The sequence below is a fragment of the Planomonospora parontospora genome, assembly GCA_014647935.1.
Taxonomy (GTDB): Bacteria; Actinomycetota; Actinomycetes; order Streptosporangiales; family Streptosporangiaceae; genus Planomonospora; species Planomonospora parontospora.
Genome location: BMQD01000049.1, coordinates 1 through 22,904 on the forward strand (window position 1 = coordinate 1; position 22,904 = coordinate 22,904).

The window sequence follows — 22,904 nt, forward strand, 5'->3', positions numbered from 1 at the left end:
GCGCGAACGACCGGCGGTGACGCCGTACGGGCGGCCGGCTCGTGACGAAGGTCCCATCCCCCGGTGACGTCCGCCTCCGGCCCGCACGCCCTCCGGGGGACGACCATCGACCACAGACGGAATCAAACAGGAGGTCCCCATGAGCACGACGACCGAGACCGGGCGAGTGGCCGGGCAGGGCGCCTGGCGCGGCTTCCAGCCGGGCATCTGGTGCTCCGCCATCGACGTGCGGGACTTCGTGCGCGCCAACTACACCCCCTACACCGGGGACGACGGCTTCCTGACCGGGCCGACGGCGCGCACGCTGGCCGTCTGGGAGCGCCTGACCGCCATGTTCCCCGCCGAGCGGGAGCGCGGCATCCACGACGCCGACGCCTCGACCCCGTCGACGATCACCTCGCACGCCCCCGGTTACATCGACCGGGAGAACGAGCTGATCGTCGGCCTGCAGACCGACGCCCCGCTGAAGCGAGCGATCATGCCGAACGGCGGGCTGCGGATGGTCGAAAGCGGCCTGGCGGCCTACGGGTACACGCTCGACCCTCGGGTGAAGGAGATCTTCACCAAGTACCGCAAGACCCACAACGCCGGCGTGTTCGACGCTTACACGCCGCGGGTGCGCGCGGCCCGGCGCTCGCACCTCCTCACCGGTCTGCCCGACGCCTACGGCCGCGGCCGGATCATCGGCGATTACCGGCGCGTGGCCCTTTACGGTGTAGATCAGCTGATCGCGGCCAAGAAGGCCGAGCTGCACACCCTGGACGAGGCGCCCTCCACCGCGGACGTCATCCGTGACCGGGAGGAGCTGGCCGAGCAGATCCGCGCGCTGGGCGAACTGGCGGAGATGGCCGCCTCCTACGGCTTCGACGTCTCCGGGCCCGCCGCGACGGCGCAGGAGGCGATCCAGTGGCTGTACTTCGGCTATCTGGCCGCGGTCAAGGAGCAGAACGGCGCCGCCATGTCGCTGGGCCGCACCTCCACCTTCCTGGACGTCTACCTCCAGCGCGACCTGGACGAGGGCGTGATCGACGAGGTCCGGGCGCAGGAGCTGGTCGACGACTTCGTGATCAAGCTGCGGATCGTCCGGTTCCTGCGCACCCCCGAGTACGACCAGCTCTTCTCCGGCGACCCGACCTGGGTCACCGAGTCGATCGGCGGCATGGGCCGCGACGGCCGCCCCCTGGTCACGAGGACGAGCTTCCGCTTCCTGCAGACCCTGCACAACCTCGGGCCCGCGCCCGAGCCCAACCTGACCGTGCTCTGGTCGCCCGATCTGCCGGAGGGCTTCAAGCGGTTCTGCGCGCGGACCTCCATCGAGACCAGCTCGATCCAGTACGAGAACGACGACCTGCTCCGGCCTGCGTTCGGCGACGACACCGCCATCGCCTGCTGCGTGTCCGCCGCGCCCGTCGGCCGGCAGATGCAGTTCTTCGGCGCCCGGGTGAACCTGGCCAAGACCCTGCTGTACGCCATCAACGGCGGCCGCGACGAGATCACCGGCGAGCAGGTCGGCCCCGCGCACCCGCCGGTGACCGGCGACCGGCTCTCCTACGACGAGGTCGCCGCCGCCCTGGACAGGATGATGGACTGGCTGGCCGAGACCTACGTCGACGCGCTCAACGTCATCCACTACATGCACGACAAGTACGCCTACGAGCGCATCGAGATGGCGCTGCACGACTACCCGGTCAAGCGCACCCTCGCCTGCGGCATCGCCGGCCTGTCGGTGGCCGCCGACAGCCTGTCGGCCATCAGGTACGGCGGCGTGCGGGTGGTCCGCGACGAGACCGGCCTGGCGGTGGACTACGTCGTCGAGGGCGACTACCCCGCCTTCGGCAACGACGACGACCGGGTCGACGACATCGCCGCCGGGCTGGTCCGGAGCTTCATGAACAAGATCCGCGCCTACCCGTCCTACCGCGGCGCCGAGCACACCCAGTCGGTGCTGACCATCACCTCCAACGTGGTGTACGGCAAGCACACCGGCAGCACCCCCGACGGCCGCCGCGCGGGCGAGCCGTTCGCCCCCGGCGCCAACCCGATGAACGGCCGCGACCGGCACGGCATGGTCGCCTCCGCGCTCTCGGTCGCCAAACTCCCGTACCAGGAGGCCAAGGACGGCATCTCGCTGACCAGCACGGTGACGCCGGCCGGGCTGGGCCGTACGCCCGAAGAGCGGATCGGCAACCTCGCGGGCGTGCTCGACGGCTACTTCGACGGCGGCGGCTTCCACATGAACGTCAACGTCCTCAACCGGGAGACCCTGCTCGACGCGATGGCGCACCCGGAGAAGTACCCGCAGCTCACCATCCGCGTCTCCGGCTACGCCGTCAACTTCGTCCGCCTCACCAGAGAGCAGCAGCTCGATGTCCTCAACCGCACCTTCCACGGCTCGGTCTGACGCGCCGGTGCCGGCCGTCACCGGCTCCGTCCACTCCTGGGACCTGTCCACGGGCGTGGACGGGCCGGGCACCCGGTTCGTGGTGTTCACCTCCGGCTGCCCGCTGCGCTGCCTGTACTGCCACAACCCCGACACCTGGCGGATGCGGGACGGGCGGCCCACCACGGTCGACGAGCTGGTGGCCCGCGCCGAGCGCTACCGGCGGTTCATCCGGATCGCCGGCGGCGGCGTCACCGTCAGCGGCGGCGAGCCGCTGCAGCAGCCGCTCTTCACCGGCGAGCTCCTGCGCCGCTGCCACGACAGCGGCCTGCACACCGCCCTGGACACCTCCGGCCACCTGGGCGACCGCGCGAGCGACGCGATGCTGGCCGACGTCGACCTGGTCCTGCTGGACGTCAAGTCCTGGAACCCGGAGACCTACCGGAAGGTCACCGGGAACGAGCTCGCTCCGACGCTGCGCTTCGCGCGCCGCCTGGCCGAGCTGGGCAAGCCCACCTGGATCCGGTTCGTCCTGGTTCCCGGCCTGACCGACGCCGAGGACGACGTCGACGGCCTCGCGGCCTTCGTCGCCACGCTGCCCAACGTCGAGCACGTCGACGTCCTGCCGTACCACCGGATGGCCGAGGCGAAGTACGCCGGGCTCGGCCTGCCCTACCCGCTGCCCGGCGTCGAGCCGCCGGACGCCGCCCTCCTGGAGCGCGTGCACGCGCAGTTCCGCGCCCACGGGGTGCGCAGCCGCTGAGACCCGGACCGGCGGCGTGCCCCGCCCGCGCGGGCCGCGGACTCCCCGGAGCGCCCCGCCGGGGCCTCACTCATCACGCCCCCGGAGCGCCCCGCCGGGGCCTCACCTGCATGATCACGGTCTCCCCGGGGTCTCGCCGGGTCTCACCCGCGTGAGTCCCGCAGCACCCTGAAGGTGATGCCCGCCCGCTGCAGGCGGCCGATCAGCGCCTCGCCCATCGCCGCCGCGGTGGTGGTCTGGCCCGCCGTCTCCGGCAGGTCGTCGAAGGCCAGGCAGAGCGCGGACTCGCCCAGCATCTTCGCGGTCTCGTCGTAACCGGGGTCGCCTCCGGAGACCTCGGTGACCACGCGCTCGCCGCCGCCGCGCCCGTCGAAGGTGACGGTGAACCAGCTCTTCGCCCGTTGCTCCGGGGTGGGCCCGCCGCCGGCCGGGAAGCGCTCCAGCAGCCGGGAGCGCACCGGCGGGAACTGCGCCAGCAGCGCCAGCGCTCCGGCCCCCGCGGCCAGGCCCAGCGCCTCGGGCAGCCGCCTGACCGCCAGGTGGTGGCGGTAGGTGAAGTCCGGGCCGTAGCGCTCCAGCGCACGGGCGGAGCGGGCGACGATGCGCGGGTCGATCGTGGGCAGCGGCAGCGCCCAGCCTCCGACGTTGCGCGGCGGGCCGGGCAGGCCCCGCACCCGGCGGCCGGCCGGACGCTCCTCCAGCCTCCGCCGCACGAGCGCGGCCCGCGCGCTCTGCCGGGCGCGGGAGAGCGCCGTGACGGCCGAGTGCACGGTGCCGCCCGACGGCCGCCCGCCTCCCCGCACGTATCCGTCGACGCTGATCGGCACCCCCTCCGGGAGCCGCTGCACGGTGAAGTAGACGCCCAGGTCGTGCGGGACCGAGTCGAACCCGCAGGCGTGCACGAGCTTGGCCCCGGTCTCCCTGGCGGTCGCGTGGTGCCGGGCGAAGGCCAGGTCGACGAACTCCGGCTCGCCGGTGATGTCGGCGTAGTGGGTGCCCGCCGCCGCGCAGGCGGCGACGAGCGGCTCGCCGTGGAGGACGTACGGGCCCACGGTGGTGGCGACCACCCGGGTCCTCCGGGCGATCTCCGCCAGCGAGGCCGGGTCGGAGGCGTCGGCGTGCAGCAGGGGCAGCTCCGGCAGGCCGATCCGCTCCCGGACCGCCTCCAGCCGCGCCCGGTCGCGCCCGGCCAGCGCCCAGCGCCGCTCCGGACCGGCGTTGCGGGCGAGGTACTGCGCGGTGAGCGCACCGGTGAACCCGGTGGCGCCGAACAGCACGATGTCGTACGGACGGTCGTCGGACATGGGGGAAGGGTCCCCCGCCGGAGGCCCTTCCGCAACCCCGTGCCGGAAGGGCCCCGGCCGGCATGATCACCGCCACGGGCTCGTTCGGCGGGTGGCCCTCCTGGTTGGTAGGTTCGGGGAGACATCGGAGATACATGGACAAGCGGAGGATCGGCGCGGTGGAAGTCGAGCAGACGGCGTTGCCGGGGATCGGATTGCGGCACGAGTTCACCACACGCTCCGGACGCCGGGTCGGGGTCGTCTCCCACCGGACCGGCCGCCGCGACCTGGTGATCTACGACAAGGAGGACCCCGACCGCGCGTGCGAGGTCGTCAAGCTGAACGACGAGGAGGCCGACGCCCTGGTCGAGCTGCTCGGCGCCCCGCGCATCGTGCAGCGCCTCAACGCCCTGCACCGCGAGGTCGAGGGCCTGGTCAGCCTGCAGCTGCCGATCGCCCCCGGCTCGCCGTACGACGGGCGGACCATGGGCGACGCGCGCGTGCGCTCCCGCACCGGCGCGTCCATCGTGGCCGTGGTCCGCGCCGGCCAGGTCTTCGCCAGCCCGGCCCCGGACTTCGGACTCACCGGCGACGACATCGTGGTCGTGGTGGGCAGCCCGGACAGCACCGACGCCGTCGCCGACATCTTCAGCAACGGTTAGGCCGCGAGTGCACCACACTGCAATCCTGTTCCTGGAGTTCGGCGCGGTCCTGCTCGGACTCGGCATCCTCGGAGCGCTGGCGCTGCGCGTCGGCATCTCCCCCATCCCCCTCTACCTGATCGCCGGTCTGGCCTTCGGCACCGGCGGCATCGTGCCCCTGGCCACCAGTGAGGAGTTCATCGCCACCGGCGCCGAGCTCGGCGTCATCCTGCTGCTGCTCACCCTCGGCCTGGAGTACAACGCCGACGAGCTCGTGACCAGCCTCAAGGGCAACGCCCGGGCCGGCATCGTCGACCTGGTGCTCAACGCCGCGCCCGGCGCGGTCTGCGCGCTGCTGCTCGGCTGGGGCCCGGTCGCGGCCGTGGCGATGGCCGGCGTCACCTACGCCACCTCCTCCGGCATCACCGCCAAGGTCCTGTCCGACCTGGGGTGGATCGGTAACCGCGAGACCCCGGTGGTGCTCTCGCTGCTGGTCTTCGAGGATCTGACCATGGCCGTCTACCTGCCGGTGCTGACCGCCATGCTGGCGGGCCTGTCCCTGGCGGGCGGGGCGGTCACCGTGGCGATCGCGCTGGCCACGGTCAGCGTGGTGCTGCTGGTCGCGCTCCGCTACGGGCGGTTCATCGAGGCGTTCGTCTCCAGCCCGAACTCCGAGGTGCTGCTGCTGAAGGTCGTCGGGCTCGCGCTGCTGGTCGCCGGGATCGCCCAGCACCTGCAGGTGTCGGCCGCGGTGGGCGCGTTCCTGGTCGGCATCGCCCTGTCGGGGGAGTTGGCCGAGGACGCCCAGGCGCTGCTGGCCCCGCTGCGCGACTTGTTCGCCGCGGTCTTCTTCGTCTTCTTCGGCCTGCAGACCGACCCGGCGAAGATCCTGCCCGTCGCCGGGCTGGCCGCGGCGCTCGCCCTGGTGAGCATGGCGACCAAGCTGCTCACCGGCGTCTACGCGGCCCGGCGGGCGGGCATCGCCCGGGCGGGCCGGATCCGCGCCGGCATCGCGCTCATCCCGCGCGGCGAGTTCAACATCGTGATCGCCGGTCTGGCGGTGGCCGCCGGCGCCCACCCGGACCTGGGGCCGCTGGCCGCCGCCTACGTCCTCATCCTGGCGGCGTTCGGCCCGCTGGCCGCGCGCCTGGTCCAGCCGTTCATCACCCGCATCGCCGCTCGCGGCGTCTGATCGGCGGTTCCGGCGGGAGCTCTCCCGAGTTCCCGCCGGAAGCGCCCGGCAGAGCGGTCCGCCACCCGCACGACCGCGCCGGCCCGGGAGCCCTACCGCGCCGCGGCGCGCCGGCCGTCCCGCTCCCCTGAGGCCGCCTCGCCGAGCGCCTGCGTGTGGGCCTCGTACTCGGCGATGAAGTCGCCGGGAAATCCGAGCTCGAACTCCGCCGCCGCCTCCAGCCGCCGGACCGCCTCCCCGGGGAGGACGACGTCGGCCGCGCCCAGGTTCTCGACGAGCTGGGCGAGGTCCCGCGCGCCGACGATGGGGTGCACGGCGGCCTGCCGGGTGCAGGTCCAGGCGATCGCCACCTGCGCCGCCGTGGCGCCCAGCTCGCGCGCGACCTCCTGCACGGCGTGCGCGACCGCGTGGTCCCGGGAGGTCAGGGAGCCGGGGTCGACCCGGGTGGTCCCCGCCCGCCGCGTCCCCTCCTCCGGCGTCCCTCCCGGGCCGGTGAACTTGCCCGACAGGACGCCTCCGGCGAGCGCTCCCCATACGGCGACGCTCATCCCGAGCGCCTCGGCCATCGGCAGCAGTTCCCGCTCGACGTCCCGCCTGAGCAGGCTGTACGGCACCTGCACCCCCGCGAACCGGGTCCAGCCCCGCCACTCGGCCAGCGTGTCGGCGCGGCCGACCAGCCACGCCGGGGCGTCGGACATGCCGACGTAGAGGATCTTCCCTGCGCGCACGGCGTCGTCCAGCGCCCGCATCGTCTCCTCCACCGGGGTGTGGCGGTCCCAGATGTGCACCCAGTACAGGTCGATGTAGTCGGTCCGCAGCCGCCGGAGGCTGTCCTCCAGGGACAGGACGAGGTTCTTGCGGTGGTTGCCGGCGGCGTTCGGGTCGGTGCGGTCACGGGAGAGCGTGTACTTGGTGGCCACGACGAAGCGGTCGCGGCGGCCCGCCAGAAGCTCGCCGACGACCTCCTCGCTCTCCCCGTACGCCGAGGCCGTGTCGATGACGTTGCCCCCGGCGTCGGCGTAGGCGTCGAGCATGGCACGGTACTCCCGCAGCGCGTCGGGGCCGCCGCGCTCGTAGAAGGACATCGCACCGAAGAACAGTTCGGACACCCGCAGACCGGTCCGGCCCAGCAGTCGGTAGCGCAAAGAAGATCCCTTTCGTCGGCCCTGTCCGGGTGGCCCTCCGCTTACGGGCGGCCCTCGTGCCCCGCCGTCGGGGTGCGGGGCTTCGCGGCGGATCGCCACGGCTCCGAGCATCCCGGACCGGAGACCGCCGGAGGAGGCCGCGGTGAGACTGGCCCCGGCAGGGCCATGATCGCGGCGGGACCGTGCGCGCCCACTAGACTCCGGCCATGGGAGACAACGAGCTGGGCGCGTTCCTGCGCGCCCGGCGGGAGGCCGTGACACCCGCCGACGCGGGACTCCCGGGCGGGCCGCGCCGCCGTACCCCCGGCCTGCGCCGCGCCGAACTGGCCACGCTCGCCGGGGTGAGCGTGGAGTACCTCACCCGTCTGGAGCAGGGCCGCGACCGGCGCCCTTCCGCCGAGATCCTCGCCGCGCTCGCCGACGCGCTGGGGCTCTCCGCCGACGAGCGGGTCCACCTGCACCGCCTCGTCAAGGCCATGACCGGCGGCACCTGCCAGGGCGACGCCCCGCCCCCCGACCGCGCGGTGCGCCCCACGGTGCGGGCGCTGCTCGACCGGCTCGAGCCGGCCCCGGCGCTGGTGGCCGACCGGCTGGGCGAGATCCTCGCCTGCACGGCCGGCTACGAGCGGCTCGCCGGCCCGGCCGGGCTGCTGGAGGCGCGTCCCGCCAACCTCACCCGGTTCGTCTTCACCGACGCCCGCGCGCGCGGCGTCTTCCCCGACTGGGAACGGGTCGCCGGCGAGCTGGCCGCCGGGCTCAGGGCCGCCGCGTCCCTCGGTGACCACCGGGCCGCGCTCCTCGCCGGAGAACTCGCGGTCGCCGCGGGCTCCGGGTTCAGCGCCCGGTTCGAGGCCGCGGCCGCGCTCCCCCGGCGCACGGGTGTGGAGCGGTGGTCGCATCCCCTGGCCGGCGAGCTGCTGCTCGCCTACGAGAGCCTCGACATACCCGGCACCGACGAGCACCGCCTGATCGTCTACCTACCGGCCGACGACGCCGCTTCGGCCGCCCTCGGCCTCCTGGCGGGGACGGCGGCCTCAGCCGCGGTCGGCGGCCCCCAGGGGGCGTCTTGACCGGTGATCGCTCGTTGCACGGGACGTGGAAAGGTCCATGCGACGACCGCTCCCCGACGGGCTGCAGGAAGTGCTCCAGCGGGTGAGCCGCCGGCTCCGGCCCGCCCGCGAGGACACCGGTGCGGGCGGCGAGGTGTTCCAGCACTCGGTGGCGTAGGTGTCAGTGGTGGTAGGCGTGGACGACGGCGTGGCCCTTGCCCCGGCCGATGATCCACCTGTTGACCGGGGTGGTGACGAGGAAGGCCACCAGGAAGGCGAGGGCCAGCGCTCCCCAGAACAGGCCGGTGGTCAGGCCGGCGTCCATGGCGCCGGGGACGATGAGCATGACGCCGTTGTCGACGATCTCCATGACGACGATGGAGACGGTGTCGGCGGCGAGTGCGAGTTTGATCGCGGTGCCCCAGTTCACCCCGGCGCGGCGCAGCGGGATGAGGGTGAGCAGGTAGCCGAAGAAGAAGGCCAGCGCGACGGCCAGGACGATGGTGGGCGCGGTGGCCCAGCCCAGCGCGGTGCCGATGACCAGGCCGAGGACCTCGCCGATGGCGCAGCCGGTGAGGCAGTGCAGGGTGGCCGAGGCGGCCGTCTTCCAGGTCGTCTTCGACGCGTGTCCTTCGTGGGCGGCATGCGAGCGGTGATCGTGTCCGTGGTGGCCGGGATGCGCGCCACCGGTCCTCTGCTGCCCGTGTGCAGTGTGGTGGGTCGGTTCGGACATCTCATTTCCTCTGTTGCCGTGGAGTGCCGACGCATCCGAATTTATACCCTATAGGGGTATATGACAAGCAGCCCGGCGTGGCGGTGCCGCCGCCTTCCCCTCACCGCCGGTCCCGCATCGTGGGTGGCATACGGGCGACGTCGATCGTCCCTCCGCACCGGCTGAGCCCCGCGGGGCCGGCGCGAGCCGTGGGCCGTTGAGCGCGGCCCGTTTTTCTCCGCCCGTCCGGGGGCACCCCGGCGGCACGATGCGCCGGGGTGCCGGGGCCGGGGTGCCGGCGGGGATCAATACCTGGTCTCCGTACGGCCGGCCACCGGGGAGCGGGCGTACGGAGCCTTGCCGGAGCCGAGGTCGACGGCTGCCCGGCACAGCGGGGTTCCTTCCTCCGCAATTCGAGATTCCCTGAGTCGGTTTCCCGTCAGCCCGATCCAAGCCAGCCGCAAGTCCCCTCCAAGGGAACTGGGAAAATCTTGATCACGACCGATCGAACAAGAAAAGGAGAAACCGTGCTCGTACGTTCTAGGCCCGGAGCTCTTCTGCCCCTGGCAGGCCTTATGGGGTCACTGGTTCTTGCCGGCGCGACCCCGGCGAACGCCGCTGCATCCCAGATCGGATTCGGCCTTACCCTGCATGTCCACGACGTGGATGAGGAGGGGACCTGGAGCAACGGCGACGAAGTCTTCATCAAGGTCGTGCAGAATGGATCCTCCCGGCGTTATGCTCCGACCGACGGCACGATCGACGTCAACGAATCCGACGAGGGCGGAATGGTCGACCTCCGGTCTTCATACCCCCTCACCTACGAAGTGGGCAGCAGAATAACGATCCAGGTCTGGGAGGACGACACTTCCGGGGACGATCTCCTCGCCGAGAGCGAGGTCACCGTCGGGTGCAACAACCAGTTCGGCGGGGTCACCCCACTAAAGGATCGGAAGTACTACCACTACTCGTTCGACGGTAGGTTCCACTGCTGACCTTGATCGGTCACCGGTGAGGTGGGGCGGCCTTCGCTCCCGCTCGACTGCACCACCATCACCGAAGCACCCTTCTGTGTTCGCGATGTTTCCGTCGTCCGCTCATCGTCTCCGGCCTCGGGATGCGAGAGCTCTCGCCGTCCGCCACCGACGTGGCGAGGGTCTGCTCGGGCCGGAATCTCGGGCGGTCGTGGCACAGGTCGATCGAGATGCGGGCCCCGTCGCACGTTCACACGGTGGCGGGGACCTCGCAACGGATCCTGACAGAGCCCTGATGAGAGCTGACGAGCCTGCCCCAGGCAGACTCGAACCTGGTCGCCGCCCTGGCCGGCGACGTGCACACCGCCGCACGGAAGACCTCCCGAGTGGGCCTCGACCGGGTTGGCGCCGACCATCAGCAGGCAGTCGGCCCGCTCGACGTCATCGAAGGAGTCGGTGCCGCCGGACAGGCCGAAGGCCGCGGTCAGCCCGGCGGCGGACGGGAAGTGGCACAGCCGGGAGCAGTTGTCGACGCTGTTGGTGCCGATCACGGTCCATATGAACTTCTGGATCAGGTGGTTCTCCTCGTTGGTGGCGCGGGCCGAGGAGATCGCCGCCACCGCGTCGGGGCCGGCGACGGCGGCGCGCAGGCCGCGGGTGACATAGGTGGGGTGATATGCGACATCCCGCCCGCATGACTCCCTCTCGTTCTGACTCTGCTGGACCGAAGGTCCGGACCGTATCCGGTATCCGCTTCGATCCACCGCGGATGGGACGGAGCTGGATGCAAGGGACCGACTCTCACTGAGACAATACGCTGAAACATGGTGAGTGATGACAAAGGAATCGGTGCCGGAATCCAACTACCAACCGTAATAAGACGCTTCCTTCTCTGGGTGCTCAGAAACGCCCTCTCAATAATGGTTCAGTGCTGAAGCACGCCTGCGGAACGCGGGCCCCGGCCAGCCGCTCCCCCGCCCCACCAGGGTCAGCAGGGTCGGCAACATCAGAGAGCGGACGACGATCACATCGAGGAGGATGCCCATAGCCATCGTGAACGCGAGCTCTCTGAATGGGCGCAGCGGCACGATCGCGAGCAGGCCGAAGCTGACCGCCAGGGCGACACCGGCTGCGGTGATCGCCCGGGTCGACTCCGGGACAGCTACGATGATCGCATCGCGCAGGCTGTACCGCCTGGCCTCCTCCCAGACACGGCCGATGCCGAAGATGTTGTAGTCCGAGCCCAGGGCGACCAGCAGCACGCCAGCGGCGAAGGGCACGTAGAAGGTCAGCCCGGCATACTCGAGCACCGACTGGAACAGCAGGACGGTCAGGCCGAGCGAGGCGGCCAGCGATAGCACGCTGCACGTGAGCAGGTACAGCGGCGCCACCAGGGCGCGTAAGAACACGATCAGCATCAGCAGGTTGACCAGGATGGCCGCCACGGCGACCCTGGCCAGGTCGCTGGTGGTCTCCTCGACGACGTGTGAGGCGATGGCTGTATCGCCGGACATGCTCACCACGGCCTCGGGCAGACCTGCCCTCAGCAGCATTCCGGGGAGCCGGTTCTGCAGCCGGTTCACCGTCTCGATGGCGGCGGCCCCAAGCGGTTCGTCGTCGAGGATGACCAGGTAGCGGGCGGCGTGCCGCTGCTCGGCCACAAGAATGCCGACATCGGCGAGCGACGGCCGCTCACCGGGACCGATCACTCCCGCGACGCCGGGCTCCTTCCGCAGCAGTGCTCCCAGTGCGGCCATCTCTTCCCGGCGGTCGGCGATGTTCTCCCCCTCCAGGAGCACCACCGTGGGGGAAAGGACACCCGGCGCGAAGGCCTGCTGCGCGGCCGAGGCCGCCTTGCGGACCGGGTCGTCGGCGGGCAGCGAGCCCACGAAGTCGAGGCCGAGGCGTATGCCGCCGAGCGGTAGCGCGGCCAGCACCAGCCCCAGCGCGCACGTGAAGAGCACAGCCGCCGCGGGCCGGGTACAGGTCATCACCCGCATGACGTGTACGAACCGCCTGCGCGTGACTGGACGCACGTCGCCAGGGCCTGGCAGCACGACTGGACGGCCCGGCAGGCTCGGCCAGAGCAACCAGCGCCCGGCGATCGCCATGAGCGCGGGCACGAGCGTGACCGCCACCGCCAGACCGACCAGGACGGCCAGTGCCATGCCCGGTCCGAACGCGCGGAACAACTGGGACCGAGTGACCAGGAGCGCAGCCGTACCCGCTGCCACGGTGATCCCCGCGACCATCACAATCCGCCCGAAGCGCACCGTCGAGTCCCGGGCGGCCTCCAGCCGCGAGGCGCCGTCGGCCAGCCGAACGCGTAACCCGGACAGGAAGAAGATGACGTAATCGGTTACGATGCCCAGTTGCAGAGCCACCAGCAACGGCTCCAGCTCAGCCGGTATCGGCACGCCCAGCAGCCCGGCCACGGTGGCGGCCAACCGGATGGTGACCGCGAAGGCCAGCCCGGCCACCAGCAGCGTCAGCAGCGGTGCTGCAATCGACCTGAAATTGACGCAGACGATCAGTGCGATCGCCGTGATGGTGGCGATCTCCACCAGCGGCAGGTACTCCTCGACGATGCGCTGCTGCTGGACCCTCGCGGGCACCGAGCCGGTCACGCCGACGTAGGCGTCTTCGGGCCCCAGATGCCGCTCGGCGAAGTGCTCGGTCGCCAGCATCTGGTGGGTGAACCCGGTGGTCGGCGGCATCAGCATGTAGGTGAGCACGGCGGTTCCGCGCTCACCCGAGCTGACCAGTCCCAGGGAGTTGGTCAGCGGCAGCGCGCCCAGGAGCGGGCCGCTGTCGGCGTACTGGCCGCGGATCAGCCCCATGGCCAGGGCGACGGACTCGGCTTGCGCATACGGTGAGAGCCCTGCCGGGTCGTGCTGCACGATGACGGTACGGCCCAGCAGCGGGAAGCCGAACAGCTCCAGAGCCCGGCGCTCGGCTGCCACCGCCGGGGTGTCCCGTGGCACCAGCCCCTCGATCCCACCGCTGCGCTCCTGGGAGAACTCCGGCAGGAACCATGACACCGCGGCCACCGCCACCCACAGCGTGACGACCAGGTGACGGAATCGGACGATGGCGCAGGCGTAGCGTTCGGCGAGCGGCCGTGTCCCGAGTTTGGCTCCGAGCCTTTGCCGGTCCGGGCCCGACCGGCTCACTCGCCCTTCCTCGACCCGCCGGAGGACCCTGCCGTGCGCCGCCGTACCAGCCGGGCCGGGAGGTAGGAGGCCAGGACGGTGGTCGCCGGGATCAACGCCACCGCCAACCCCAGCAGAAGGCTGAGCCTGCGCATCTGGACCTGCAGCTCGTGCCCGCTCACCGCAATGCGTGCCCCGGTGGCGCGGATCTGGTCGGCGAGCCGACCGGGGGCCTCGCCGACCAGGGGCAGCTCGGCGATGGGCTGCAGCGCGCTTCCGGATTGGTCGATCGCCTGCCCTGAGGAGACGATGGTCTCCCCGATCCGCGACAGCTCCCACAACGACTGGCCCACCCACACCCCGACGACGAGCCACAGCACGACCCACGCGGCCATCAGGCCGTCGAGGATCCGGACCATCGAGGTGTCCAGGGACTGAAGCGCGCTGTTCACGATGCCGTCCCCTCCATCGAGCCGAGATGTCCCACATTGCCCGATATGCCCTGGATGGTAACGGGTATGTGGAACCCCGACCTTTCACAGGAGTGAGCGATGCCCGCAGGAGAGACACCAGAGCGCCCCAACGACCGTGACGGCCCCCCGCCCTCCGCGGGAACCGTGCCCGAGCCCCGCCGCCCGGCGACACCTCGGGTGCTCTACTGGACGGTACCGGCCCTGACGCTGCTGATCGGCCTGGCGCTGGGCGCGGCTATCGCCGGCGTGAGCTCGACTCCCGAGCCGGAGTCGATCCCATCGCCGACCGCATCCGTGCCTGGCGCCGCCGCGCCCAGGCCTGCCGTCACCGTGCCTCCCGGCCGCGCCTTGATCGCGCCCGGTGAATGCCTGGTCGCGCTGGATCGCGGTGAGCAGGCCATGGAGGTGATCCGGCGTGGTCTGCGCGCATTGGGCAACCTCGACGGGCCGGAGCTGGAACGGGTCATCGACGAATTACAGCGCATCCAACCGGAGTTCCGGCGCCTGGCCGAGCTGTGCCGGTCCGAGGCTGAAATCACGACCCCTTCACCGACGTCCACCTGACCGCGTTCTCGCCGGGAGGAGACGTCCGTGTTCATGTCCTCCCTCAAGGAGTGAGTGATCACTCCTTGAGGGAGAGCACCCGCTCCGTTGCTGGGTCGGGGCCGTCCGCACCCGCGCGTCCTCAACCACCGACCCCCGGAGAACGGAGATCCGGTTCTTGCCGTGACGGGTTGTTGCGGTCCTTCTGGCCGGTCCCTGGTGGAGGGTGAACGACGGAGCCCACAAGAGCGTTCAGAGCTCGGAGGAGGGCATCCACGCCTGGATGGATCGGTGGAACGATGACATCGAGCCGTTCGTACAGGCCAAGAGCGCCGCAGCGATCCTCGAATCCCTGGCCGAATATCGCCGGCGGATTTCAGGCGCAGGATGCTGGCCCGGCGGTCGGTGGCTACCTGGCCGCCTTCTCCGCGTTCGCCTTGCGATAGAGGACCAGGCCCATGGCGGTGGTCACACCGTGCACGGCGGTGCTGGCGGCGACGACCAGTGTTCCGGCGGCCAGAACCAGAGGGTCGGCACCGAGCCGATGCGCCTCCAGGGTGAGATAGAACAGGGCCGACACACCGATGGGGCCGAACCATCCCATGAAGACGGCATCGCGCCACCGCAGCGACAGCGGCTTTTTGAGCGCGAGCAGGACCGGCAGGCGGCGCAGCAGCAGCACGCCGACGACCAGCACGAGACCCCGCCACCCCAGCCGGCCCCACTCCTGCCACGGGAGCATGGCGCCGAACACCACGAACAGCGGCAGCAGGAGGAAGTGGTTGATCACCTCGTCGATCTTGACCTCGGTCAGGCGCTCGCCTCGCGAACTCGCCGCGTTGAACGCCAGGCCGGCGACGAACACGGCCAGGACGCCGTCGAGGTTGAGCAGCCCGGCCGCGCCGAGCACGAAAAGCGCCAGGAGCACGGTGTACAGCAGCAGCGGGCCGGATTCGACGGTCCGCCCTTTCTCGGCGCCGCGCAGCACCCTCTCCCCCAGCCGTCCCGTCACGGCTCCGAAGGCGACGGCGCCCATGACCTGCCACAGGGATTCCAGCAATGCACCGGTCCCCGGGCGTGTCCCGGCGATTGCGATCGCGGCGAGCACCAGCGGCAGGGCCAGGCCGTCGTTGGCTCCGGACTCCAGAGACAGCAGCCGCCGTGTCCGTGCGGCGATCTCGCGTTCGGCGGGTTCGCCGGTGACCGCGCTGGAGGCGAGTACCGGGTCCGTGGGGCACAGGGCCGCGCCCAGCAGGGCCGCCGCACCGAGGCCGACCCCGAGGACGGCGGACGCCACCGCTGTGGTGATCAGCGCCATTCCGATCATGGCCGCGGTGAGCAGGATGACCACTGGTCTTGTGCACGGCCGGACCTCCCGCGTCGGATAGCGCAGGGCCACGGCCATCACCGAGACCGCCAGCAGCACACGGGACAGCTCATGGATCTCCTGATGTCCCTCCACCACGGTGGGCAGGTCGATGACCCCCAGCACGGCCGGACCGAAGACGATGCCGGTCAGCAGGGCGAGCAGAGCCGTACTGAGCACGAGGCGGTGGACGTATCCCGACAGCAGGGCCACGATGAGAGCCAGTGCCCCGACCACGGAGAGCAGCACATCGAGCATGGATGCGTGATTGCCCGGAGCCGTCGAGATATGTCTCCGGCCGCCCGAAGCCGGTCGGCGGCTCCCGCTCTGGTGACCGGCGCGGTCGTCACCGCCGTGTCCGCCGTACTCGTCGTCCGGGCTCATGCCCGGCGCGCCGCGCTGCTGCGCCGCAAGCGGGAACTGACCGGACGGGATGCACCGTGAACCCTCGATCACGTCCGCTCGGCCGGGTGGGCCGTCTTGTGGCGCAACCCCCGGCCGGTCATCAGGCCAATGACGAGCACGGCGGTATCCGTCCGCGGCGGCCTGATGGTCACGCCCAGCGGTACGGTGGTACTCGCTCGCGCAGTGACGTGCCGCCCGGACAAGCGATGACCGGGCCGTTCCCTTCCGGGTGGACGGCCTGGTCGCAACGGATGGCGGGCGCACATCAGGTAGAGGCACCGCATCAGGGGTATCCCCGGCGGTGACGGCACCGGCCGGGGAAGGAGACGAGGGTGGTATTCGACTCCTGGAGCGGGATCATCCGAACCATCGTCGCCGCCGTGGTGGCCTATGCCGTGCTGGTGGCGGTGCTGCGGCTGTCGGGCAAACGCACCTTGTCGAAGATGAACGCCTTCGACCTGGTGGTCACCGTCGCGCTGGGCTCCACGCTGGCCACCGTGGTGCTCTCGTCCGACGTCGCGCTCGCCGAGGGCGGGCTCGCACTGGCCCTGCTGGTGGCACTGCAGTTCGCCGCCGCCTGGCTGGCGACCCGCTCGGCGCTGGTGCGACGGATGATCAAGTCCGAGCCGACCGTGGTGCTGCGCGACGGGCGGCTGCTGGAAGACGCGATGCGCCGACAACGCGTCACCCCCGAGGAGGTGCGCCAGGCAGTCCGCTCCAGCGGCTCCGGAGCGCTGGAGGACGTCGCCGCCGTCGTCCTGGAGACCGACGGCGGCTTCAGCGTCATCCCCCGCCAGAAGCTCGGCTCGGGCAGCGCCCTGACCGATCTGGCCGGATTCACCGGTCCGGAGGGTCCTGCCGGTTCCTGAGACCGGCCGCCCCACTGGCTCCTGCTCCGGTCACACCACTATTCCGCACCGATGTGGGCACGGCACCGGCATGAGCCCCCGCACCGAGGAGACGGCCGCCGTCCGCCAGAGCCGGGCCGAGCGACTGATCGACCGCCTCGACGCCCCCATGAGCGTCTTGGGCCTGCTGTTCCTGCTGGTCGTACTCGGTCAGAATCTCGCCCGCCATCCCGTGCTGGCCGACGTCTTCTCCGTGGCGAGCTGGCTACTGTGGGCCGCGTTCGCCGCCGAGTACGCCCTGCGGCTGTACGTGGCCCCGGCGCGGCTGCGGTTCCTGCGCCGCACCTGGTGGCAGCTGGTCTTCCTGCTCGTACCGTTCCTACGCTTCCTGCGGCTGCTGCGGCTGGTCCGGCTGGCGCGGGCCAGCGGCGTACTAGGCTCGGCCGTACGCGGCAGCCGCTCGGCCGGGCGCCTGCTGTCGGGCCGGCTGACCTGGCTGGCCGCGCTCAGCGCCATCATCGTCCTGGCCTCCAGCCAGGTGCTGCACGAGTTCGCCGGCTACGACGACTACGCCCTGGCCCTGCACGACGCCGCCCTGGCCACCGTCACCGGCGAACCGCTCACCGTCCGCACCACGGCCCTGGCCGCCGTCATCGAGGTGCTCCTGGCCGTCTACTCCGTCGTGGTCTTCGCCTCCGTCGCCGCCGCGATGGGCGCCTACTTCCTCAGCCACCGCCCCTCCGGCCCGCAGGACGGCCAACACCCGGGCAACGAGCCCGCAGGCGGTCCGGCCCCCGTCCATGACGTGCGGGTAGACCCGCTTGACGGAACCGATCCGCCCGGCGGGCGGTAACCCGACCGGCTGGCGGGTACCGGCCCTTCACACGACATCCGTTACTGGAAAGGACGCACCGTGCCGGTTCGCGAAATGATCGACACCTACCCCGCCGACATCAACCTGGACCGCGGCCTGATCGCCGACGCCGTCCAGACGCTGATCGACTGCGCTCAGGCCTGCACCGCCTGCGCCGACGCCTGCATGAGCGAGCAGCACGTCGACCAGCTGCGCAAGTGCATCCGCACCGATCTGGACTGCGCCGACATCTGCTCCACCACCGCCCGCATCCTGTCACGCCACACCGGCTACGACGCCAACATCACCCGCTCCCAGCTGCAGGCGTGCATCCAGGCGTGCCGCAGCTGCGCCGACGAGTGCGCCCAGCACGCCGACATGCACGCCCACTGCCGGGCCTGCGCCGAGGCGTGCCGCCGCTGCGAGCAGGCCTGCCAAAGCCTGCTGGACAGCATCAGCTGAGTCGCGGGACATCCGGCCTCCGTACCTCTCGATCCGGCGGGCGGATCGGTGACACATCAGCGTGGGCACCACCGCTCCCCGCTCCTTCGCGGGAGGGATCGCGATCTGCCGACTCGACCGGGATGGCGGTCCGGCAGCCCTCCGGAGGATGCGAAGGCCACTCAGCGCCTCCCGGACAGGGCTGCTCACAGCCGACGATCCGCTTACCGGAACCCGTGGGTTCGCCGTGAGCCCCACATTGAGACTTCGGCATCCGAACAGGGGGATCCGGCAGCGGGCACGGTAACAGCCGCATGCTCCTGCGGAGTAGAGCCGCGCGGGTCCGGCCCGTCCGAGCACGAGCGTGCAGGAGCGGGCGGTCCGGGCGGGATCACGCCTCCACCCGATACAGCCGGCTTCCGCTGGAAGGGGCCGTCCGCCTGCACGCAGCACAAGTAGAAGATCGCTGGTGGAAGAACATGCGAAGCACTATCAGGGCATTGTGCGTGGCCGTACTGCTGCTGGCCGCATGCGCCTGTGGCAACGAGGACGATTTCGGAGTCTCTACCGAGGAGTTCGCGCCGAACACAGGAGCCAACGAGATCATCAACGACATGTATGTGAGGAACGCCTTCATCATCGGCAGTCCCGAAGGCGAGTCGCTGCCACCCGGGTCGAGCCTCCCCCTCTACGTGACGCTGGTGAACCAGCGCACCGAACCGGACCGGCTCGTCTCCGTCAGCGCGTCACCCACGTTCAAAGGTTTTCAAGTTCGCGGAGGCGGCCTGGAACTTCCGGTCCGTCAGCCGGTCGGCGGGGACGTGAACCCGCAGGCGTTGCTGACCGGGTCGACCGGGGATCTACGTAGCGGCATCTATCTCCCGGTGTCGTTCCAGTTCCAGGATGCCGGGACCGTGCAGATGCAGGTACCCGTTCTACCGCCCTCACAGTGGCGGGCCACGTACTCGCCCTGGCCGTCACCCACCTCGTGATCAAGGATGCCGACCTCGACACCGCCACCTCGGCAAGGACGTGCGGTGGTGGCACTGGAGCGGTGACGAAGGCCCGTCCTCTCGCCCTCGCCGGTGGCTAGCGCCTCAGACGCGGTGTTCCTCGCGCGGGTTCGCCCGCGAGTCTGTGAAGGTCACCGGCGGCCTGCCTGCGTTGCCGCGCCCGGGCCCGGTTCCGCTGGTACAGGGCTGAGCCCAACGCTCCGAGGACTGCCCCGGAGATCACAGAAGCCAGGAGGAACATCCACATCGGCGCGGTGAGATCCCAAACGAGCCACTCCATCACCACGGATGTGCCGTGATGGCCACAGGCAAGGACGGTCATTCTGAGTCGTTCGGAGCGGGCGCGGCCCGGTGATCGGAGGTTCTTCGGTGACGGCACGGGGATCGTCGCGACGGCGGCGGGGCGTTTCCGGCGATGCGTGGCGGACTCGGCTGTGGCCGCTCCCCACCGCGGGAGTGGGCGTCGCGGCCCTGCTCGGGGTCGGGTTGCCGCTCGTCGACGCCCGGGTGATCGGTGGCCTGCCGGCCAAAGTGACCGCCTTCCTGTTCAGCGGCGGGCCGGAGGCGGCACGTACGGTGCTCTCGGTGATCGCGGGCTCGCTGATCACCGTGACCTCGCTGACCTTCTCCCTGACGGTGGTGACGTTGCAGCTGGCCAGCAGCCAGTATTCTCCGCGTCTGCTCCGCACCTTCGCCCAGGACCGGTTCGTCCATGTCACCCTGGCGCTGCTGCTGTCCACGTTCACCTATTCGGTGACCGTGCTGCGTACAGTGCGCGCCTCACTGGACGATCAGACCGCCTTCGTGCCGCAGTTGTCGGTGACCGTGGCCTATCTGCTGGCCCTGGCCAGCGTGGTCGGACTGGTGGTGTTCCTGGCGCACCTGGCCCGGCAGATCCGGGTGGAGTCGCTACTACACAGTGTGCACGCCGAGGCCGTGGAGACGATGCGGCGCTGCACGGACGCGAAAGAACAGCCCGCCGCCAGCACCCCGGTGACCCCGGTGACCGGAACGGTATCCCTGTGCGCCGCCTCCTCAGGTTTCCTCACTTCAGTCGATGAAGCGGCGCTTCTCGGTGCCGCCGTCGACGCGGGCGCCGTGGTGGTCCTCGACCGCCTTCCGGGTGACTCGCTGATCGCCGGAACTCCGATCGCCGTGGCCTGGCCGCTGGCGGGCACGGCCACCCTGGACCGGCGGGCCGTCACCGTGCTGTCGGAACGCGTTGCGGATGCGGTGCGGACCGGGTTCGAGCGCACCGCCGCGCAGGACATGGCGTTCGGGCTGCGCCAGATCGTCGACGTCGCGGTCAAGGCACTGTCGCCCGGGATCAACGACCCGACCACCGCGGTCCACGCGCTGAGCCACGCCTCCGCACTGCTGTGTGAGGCTGCGGGCAGGGATTTGGGCCCGCTTCTGCTGCGGGACGGCTCCGGTAGGGTCCGCGTGGTCTTGCGGCGTCCAGACCTTCCGGCGCTGATCGACCTGGCGGTGTCCCAGCCCCGCCGCTACGGTGCCGCCGACCCTGAGGTGATGGGGCGGCTGTTCACGTTGCTGCGTGAGGTCGCATGGTCCACCCACCGGACCGAGCACCGTGCGGCCCTGAACGAACAGCTCGTACGGCTGTGCGCCACCGTGGAGCGGCAGGCCTACGATGATGCCGAACGGTCGCGGATGGACGCCTTGGCCCGGTCGGTGCGGGAGGCTGTGGACGAACGCTGGCCGCCCAGTGACTCCTGACGACCACGAGGGGCGTGACACGCCACGCCAGGAACACACAACCTTTGTTTCTCGCTTTCACCTTAAACCTCTGCAGGTAATATAATTTTCCTTTTGCTGCTCTTGATGCCTTATTTGCCACCTCCGCCTTCCCTCTTCCCGGTTTCCGGTTTTCGCAATTCTTCTGGATTTTGATACCCCTTGCAGATTCCTGACCGCCTTACGGCCACCCGGCCTGTGGCGATGCGCGCTTCGCCCCCACTCATTGAACACGAATAAGACGCCGCCGGACATGGGACTGGACACCAGTGGACCCCGAGGATTTGACGCAAGAGTGCGGGCAGCAGGAGAGTCGCAGGCCGAGTTCAATCTCGCCACTTTCACGACAAGTCATCCGGCACACCTCGGATGCCTCCATATTGATGACAGCAGTGGCAAATAGTCGCAGTGACGACACTGACCGTCCCTGCTCCCGGGAAAGACTTCCGGGTCTCCCTCGAGTGAACGCCCAACCCCTGGGAGCGCTTAGTAACTTCGACTGAAGAACTGTCATGCAAGGTTTATCCCGGCCGACCCTCATCTCAGCGAACAAGCTGGCCATCGGGTCTACCGAGCAGCAGAACCTTATTAGAAAGCGAAATATCCGGGGGTGTCGTGGCCGAGGTCGCCAACGAAAGCAGACGGCGTGGCCGGTTCCGCGTGCTCCTCGGCCCGGTGGCGTGGCTGCTGCTGGTGGCGCTCGCGGCCGGAACATGGGTGTGGGCCGGCCGGTTCCTGCGGACCGCGGAGGACGGGAGCCTGGCCCAGCGCACCCAGGTCGCGGCCGCCTTCACCCGGTCCTACCTGACCGGAATCGCCACCAGGCAGCGGCAGGACGCCGCCAAGGATCTGGCCGGACGGACCGTCCCCCAAAGTCGGCTGGAGGTGTTCGGGAGCGGGCTTGGCTACACCTCCATGATCCTGCTCGATCAGCAGGGCCGCGCCATGTCCATCTGGCCGCCGCGACCCGATCTAATCGGGCGGGACCTGACCGATACCCTGGAACACGTCCGACTGGCCCTGCAGCGGGACCGGATCACCGTCTCCAGCGTGTTCACATCGGCGGTGGTACCCAAGCAATCCCTCACCGCGATCGCCGTACCGTTTCCGACCCCCTACGGGCAGCGGGTCTTCTCGGGTGGATTCATCGTGGCCGACAGTCCGCTCGGCGACTACCTGCGCGAGGCCGTCGTCCCTGCCGGAGGCCACGCCTACTTCCTCGACAGATTCGGCAACATCGTGGCCGCCAGCCCGCCTCTGGAGCCGCAGACCATCTCGCTGTCCCAGTTCGTTCCTCCGCTGGCCGCAGCGCTGGAGCGGAGCCCGGACGGCGACTACCGCGCGGCGGGCCAGAACTGGCACTACACCTCCGCCCCGGTCTGGCCGGACGGCTGGCGGCTGGTGACCGCAGCCCCGCACCACAGGCTCTACGCCCACGCCAACATGACACAGCGGCGCTTCGGGGTCGTCCTGCTGGCGGCCGCGCTCTTCGGCCTGGCGGCCGCCGCCGCGATCGGGCACACCGTGCACCGCCGGCGCCAAGGGCAACGGCAGCTGCGCCGCCAGGCCGCCGAACTGCACGCCTTCACCACCGAACTGGAGCTGCTGGCCGCCAGCATCTCCCACGACCTGCGCACCCCGCTGACCGCGATGAGCGCCTCCGCCGAGGTCCTCGCCGAGCACTACCCCGACCAGATGTCCGCCGAGGAGGCGGGCCTGTTCGTGGAGAAGATCCGCTCCAACGCGGCCCGGATGGCCGACCTCATCGCCGCCCTGCTGTCGTTCTCCCGGCTGCAGCGCGGTCAGGTCGACCTGCGGCGGGTGGACCTGACCGCACTCACCAATCAGGCGTGGACGGACCTGGCCGAGCACCGGGCCGGCCGCGACATCCGGTTCGACCTCGCCGACCTGCCGCC

General features: G+C 70.6%; 20 protein-coding genes. 13 read left to right on the plus strand and 7 right to left on the minus strand.

What is annotated here, in order from left to right; genetic code table 11:
- Nucleotides 1–139 precede the first annotated feature (139 nt).
- A complete protein-coding gene (gene pflB, locus IEZ07_RS33940; protein WP_191898548.1) occupies nucleotides 140–2,401 on the plus strand; it encodes a formate C-acetyltransferase in 2,262 nt (753 codons plus the stop codon).
- Nucleotides 2,402–2,408: 7 nt separating this feature from the next.
- Nucleotides 2,409–3,143 carry a pyruvate formate-lyase-activating protein gene (gene pflA, locus IEZ07_RS33945; RefSeq protein ID WP_239321253.1) on the plus strand — a complete coding sequence of 245 codons (735 nt, stop codon included), beginning with the start codon at nucleotides 2,409–2,411 and terminating at the stop codon, nucleotides 3,141–3,143.
- Between the two features lie 143 nt (nucleotides 3,144–3,286).
- On the opposite strand, the gene IEZ07_RS33950 is transcribed toward pflA, so the two are convergent.
- Entirely contained in the window at nucleotides 3,287–4,447 is a 1,161-nt protein-coding gene (locus IEZ07_RS33950) for a saccharopine dehydrogenase family protein (RefSeq protein ID WP_191898550.1), read from the minus strand.
- 134 nt (nucleotides 4,448–4,581) lie between these two features.
- Between IEZ07_RS33950 and IEZ07_RS33955 the strand changes: the two genes are divergently transcribed.
- A complete protein-coding gene (locus IEZ07_RS33955; protein WP_373868904.1) occupies nucleotides 4,582–5,088 on the plus strand; it encodes a cation:proton antiporter regulatory subunit in 507 nt (168 codons plus the stop codon).
- Nucleotides 5,089–5,095: 7 nt separating this feature from the next.
- The gene (locus IEZ07_RS33960; protein WP_191898551.1) at nucleotides 5,096–6,259 is read left to right on the plus strand and encodes a cation:proton antiporter; all 1,164 of its coding nucleotides are present in this window, start codon (nucleotides 5,096–5,098) and stop codon (nucleotides 6,257–6,259) included.
- Between the two features lie 92 nt (nucleotides 6,260–6,351).
- Here the strand turns inward: IEZ07_RS33960 and IEZ07_RS33965 are convergent, their stop codons facing one another.
- Nucleotides 6,352–7,404 (minus strand): aldo/keto reductase, encoded by a 1,053-nt coding sequence (locus tag IEZ07_RS33965; protein ID WP_191898552.1) that lies wholly within the window; start codon nucleotides 7,402–7,404, stop codon nucleotides 6,352–6,354.
- Nucleotides 7,405–7,610: 206 nt separating this feature from the next.
- Here IEZ07_RS33965 and IEZ07_RS33970 point away from each other — a divergent pair, with 206 nt between their 5' ends.
- On the plus strand, nucleotides 7,611–8,474 hold the full coding sequence (locus IEZ07_RS33970) for a helix-turn-helix domain-containing protein (protein WP_191898553.1): 864 nt from the start codon (nucleotides 7,611–7,613) through the stop codon (nucleotides 8,472–8,474).
- A 160-nt stretch (nucleotides 8,475–8,634) separates the two neighbouring features.
- Here the strand turns inward: IEZ07_RS33970 and IEZ07_RS33975 are convergent, their stop codons facing one another.
- A complete protein-coding gene (locus tag IEZ07_RS33975) occupies nucleotides 8,635–9,186 on the minus strand; it encodes a DUF4396 domain-containing protein (RefSeq protein WP_191898554.1) in 552 nt (183 codons plus the stop codon).
- A 506-nt stretch (nucleotides 9,187–9,692) separates the two neighbouring features.
- Between IEZ07_RS33975 and IEZ07_RS33980 the strand changes: the two genes are divergently transcribed.
- Complete coding sequence (locus tag IEZ07_RS33980; protein WP_191898555.1) at nucleotides 9,693–10,160, plus strand: hypothetical protein; 468 nt, start codon at nucleotides 9,693–9,695, stop codon at nucleotides 10,158–10,160.
- Here the strand turns inward: IEZ07_RS33980 and IEZ07_RS36120 are convergent.
- The 3 genes from IEZ07_RS36120 to IEZ07_RS33995 form a co-directional block, all read right to left on the minus strand.
- Nucleotides 10,130–11,002 carry a hypothetical protein gene (locus IEZ07_RS36120; protein ID WP_204054770.1) on the minus strand — a complete coding sequence of 291 codons (873 nt, stop codon included), beginning with the start codon at nucleotides 11,000–11,002 and terminating at the stop codon, nucleotides 10,130–10,132. The genes IEZ07_RS33980 and IEZ07_RS36120 overlap by 31 nt on opposite strands.
- A 51-nt stretch (nucleotides 11,003–11,053) precedes the next feature.
- Nucleotides 11,054–13,180 carry an MMPL family transporter gene (locus IEZ07_RS33990; protein ID WP_191898556.1) on the minus strand — a complete coding sequence of 709 codons (2,127 nt, stop codon included), beginning with the start codon at nucleotides 13,178–13,180 and terminating at the stop codon, nucleotides 11,054–11,056.
- A gap of 128 nt (nucleotides 13,181–13,308) precedes the next feature.
- Nucleotides 13,309–13,743 carry a hypothetical protein gene (locus IEZ07_RS33995; RefSeq protein ID WP_191898557.1) on the minus strand — a complete coding sequence of 145 codons (435 nt, stop codon included), beginning with the start codon at nucleotides 13,741–13,743 and terminating at the stop codon, nucleotides 13,309–13,311.
- 198 nt (nucleotides 13,744–13,941) lie between these two features.
- On the opposite strand from IEZ07_RS33995, the gene IEZ07_RS34000 reads away from it, so the two are divergent.
- Complete coding sequence (locus IEZ07_RS34000; RefSeq protein ID WP_191898558.1) at nucleotides 13,942–14,328, plus strand: hypothetical protein; 387 nt, start codon at nucleotides 13,942–13,944, stop codon at nucleotides 14,326–14,328.
- A gap of 388 nt (nucleotides 14,329–14,716) precedes the next feature.
- Here the strand turns inward: IEZ07_RS34000 and IEZ07_RS34005 are convergent, their stop codons facing one another.
- Nucleotides 14,717–15,931, minus strand: coding sequence for a cation:proton antiporter domain-containing protein (locus IEZ07_RS34005; protein WP_191898559.1), 1,215 nt, complete (start codon nucleotides 15,929–15,931; stop codon nucleotides 14,717–14,719).
- A gap of 479 nt (nucleotides 15,932–16,410) precedes the next feature.
- Between IEZ07_RS34005 and IEZ07_RS34010 the strand changes: the two genes are divergently transcribed.
- The 6 genes from IEZ07_RS34010 to IEZ07_RS34035 all read left to right on the plus strand — a co-directional run.
- Complete coding sequence (locus IEZ07_RS34010) at nucleotides 16,411–16,947, plus strand: DUF421 domain-containing protein (RefSeq protein ID WP_191898560.1); 537 nt, start codon at nucleotides 16,411–16,413, stop codon at nucleotides 16,945–16,947.
- Nucleotides 16,948–17,017: 70 nt separating this feature from the next.
- Nucleotides 17,018–17,779, plus strand: a complete 762-nt coding sequence (locus IEZ07_RS34015; RefSeq protein ID WP_191898561.1) for a hypothetical protein — start codon at nucleotides 17,018–17,020, stop codon at nucleotides 17,777–17,779.
- A gap of 60 nt (nucleotides 17,780–17,839) precedes the next feature.
- Nucleotides 17,840–18,241: a four-helix bundle copper-binding protein gene (locus IEZ07_RS34020; protein ID WP_239321249.1), complete on the plus strand. Its 402-nt coding sequence runs from the start codon at nucleotides 17,840–17,842 to the stop codon at nucleotides 18,239–18,241.
- A 485-nt stretch (nucleotides 18,242–18,726) separates the two neighbouring features.
- Nucleotides 18,727–19,212 carry a copper chaperone PCu(A)C domain-containing protein gene (locus IEZ07_RS34025; RefSeq protein ID WP_191898562.1) on the plus strand — a complete coding sequence of 162 codons (486 nt, stop codon included), beginning with the start codon at nucleotides 18,727–18,729 and terminating at the stop codon, nucleotides 19,210–19,212.
- Between the two features lie 390 nt (nucleotides 19,213–19,602).
- Entirely contained in the window at nucleotides 19,603–20,970 is a 1,368-nt protein-coding gene (locus IEZ07_RS34030) for a DUF2254 domain-containing protein (RefSeq protein WP_275413884.1), read from the plus strand.
- A gap of 633 nt (nucleotides 20,971–21,603) precedes the next feature.
- On the plus strand, nucleotides 21,604–22,904 hold a 1,301-nt coding region (locus IEZ07_RS34035), incomplete at its 3' end, for a sensor histidine kinase (RefSeq protein ID WP_301549376.1).

Coding starts and splice junctions, on each gene's coding strand:
- IEZ07_RS33950 (WP_191898550.1), bottom strand. CDS start 4,447: ATGTCCGACGACCGTCCGTACGACATCGTGCTGTTCGGCGCCACCGGG.
- IEZ07_RS34015 (WP_191898561.1), top strand. CDS start 17,018: ATGAGCCCCCGCACCGAGGAGACGGCCGCCGTCCGCCAGAGCCGGGCC.
- IEZ07_RS33975 (WP_191898554.1), bottom strand. CDS start 9,186: ATGTCCGAACCGACCCACCACACTGCACACGGGCAGCAGAGGACCGGT.
- IEZ07_RS33970 (WP_191898553.1), top strand. CDS start 7,611: ATGGGAGACAACGAGCTGGGCGCGTTCCTGCGCGCCCGGCGGGAGGCC.
- IEZ07_RS33955 (WP_373868904.1), top strand. CDS start 4,582: ATGGACAAGCGGAGGATCGGCGCGGTGGAAGTCGAGCAGACGGCGTTG.
- pflB (WP_191898548.1), top strand. CDS start 140: ATGAGCACGACGACCGAGACCGGGCGAGTGGCCGGGCAGGGCGCCTGG.
- IEZ07_RS34005 (WP_191898559.1), bottom strand. CDS start 15,931: ATGCTCGATGTGCTGCTCTCCGTGGTCGGGGCACTGGCTCTCATCGTG.